The sequence below is a fragment of the Burkholderia sp. E168m23 genome (assembly GCF_016586125.1).
Taxonomy (GTDB): Bacteria; Pseudomonadota; Gammaproteobacteria; order Burkholderiales; family Burkholderiaceae; genus Burkholderia; species Burkholderia orbicola.
This window is the reverse complement of the sequence record NZ_BCPP01001331.1, coordinates 1-1,405: the sequence shown is the minus strand read 5'-3', so window position 1 is coordinate 1,405 and position 1,405 is coordinate 1. Positions and strand designations below refer to the sequence as shown.

Here is a 1,405-nt window from a genome sequence, read left to right as displayed (position 1 = left end):
TCGTGGCGCTCTGCATCGAGCACAAGCCGGTCGCGATCATCGTCCGGTACGGCAAGATCAACGCCCGCATCATGGACGCGGCCGAAAACCTGCAGGTGATTTCGAAGCACGGCAGCGGCATCGACGTGATCGATCAGGACGCGGCTGCCGCACGCGGTATCGCGGTGCGCGCCGCGGTCGGCGCGAATGCGGCCGCCGTCGCCGAGCACGCATGGGCGCTGCTGCTCGCGTGCGCGAAGTCGGTTCCGCAGCTCGATATCCGCATGCGCGAAGGCCATTGGGACAAGGCGACGCACAAGTCCGTCGAACTCGACGGGCGCACGCTCGGCCTCGTCGGACTCGGCGCGATCGGCCGGCGCGTGGCCGCGATCGGTGCGGCGTTCGGCATGAAGGTGCTCGCGTTCGATCCGTTCGCGAAGGAAGCGCCCGCCGGTGTGAAGCGCGTGGCGCTCGACACGCTGTACGCGGAGTCGGACGTCGTGTCGCTGCATTGTCCGTTGACGGCCGACAACCGCCGGATGCTCAACCGCGACACATTCGCACGTTTCAAGCGCGGGGCGATTCTGGTCAATACCGCACGCGGTGGCTTGATCGACGAAGCCGCGCTTGCCGACGCGCTGGCGAGCGGCCAATTGCGCGCGGCCGGCCTCGACAGCTTCGATGTCGAGCCGATGACGGTGCCGCACCCGTTCCAGCAGATCCCCAACGTGATTCTGTCTCCGCATGTCGGCGGCGTGAGCGATGCCGCGTACGTGAACATGGGGAAGGGCGCGGCCGCCAACGTTCTCGCGGTGCTCGACGAACGCGCGCACAGCGCGGCTTGAACCCTGAACATCGAGGTACGCATGTTTTATCTGACGAGTCCCGACGTACGCGAAGCCGAAGTATTCACGCGCATGCCGGAGAAGTTTCGCAAGCCGGACGTCCGCACGGAATGGGCGCGCGCGAATCGCGGCGGCATGGTCACCGATTCCTTTCTCGAAGGGCCGGTCTGGGACCCGGACGGCTATCTGTTCGTCACCGACATTCCGCACGGGCGCATCTTCCGCATTTCGCCGTCGGGCGACTGGGATCTCGTCGTCGAATACGACGGCGAGCCCAACGGGATGAAGCGCTTCGACGCATCGCACCTGATCATCACCGACTACCGGAACGGCCTGATGCTGCTCGATATCGAGCGCGGTGAAATTCGCCCGCATCTCGAGCGCCGCAACACCGAGCGCTTCAAGGGCGTGAACGACCTGACGTTCGACTCGGCCGGCAACCTCTATTTCACCGACCAGGGGCAGACCGGGCTGCACGATCCGACGGGCCGCGTGTATCGGCTGTCGCCCGACGGCAAGCTCGACATGCTGCTCGGCACCTGCCCGAGCCCGAACGGGCTCGTCCTGTCGCGCGACGAGAA

Annotated in this window: 2 protein-coding genes; both read left to right on the top strand. The window is 66.1% G+C overall.

What is annotated here, in order from left to right; translation table 11 throughout:
• Positions 1 to 824 (top strand): NAD(P)-dependent oxidoreductase (locus JMF90_RS37010; RefSeq protein ID WP_201326334.1); only part of this gene is annotated, 824 nt, incomplete at its 5' end.
• A 21-nt stretch (positions 825 to 845) separates the two neighbouring features.
• Positions 846 to 1,405: SMP-30/gluconolactonase/LRE family protein (locus JMF90_RS37005; protein ID WP_201326333.1), on the top strand; the 560-nt coding region annotated here is incomplete at its 3' end.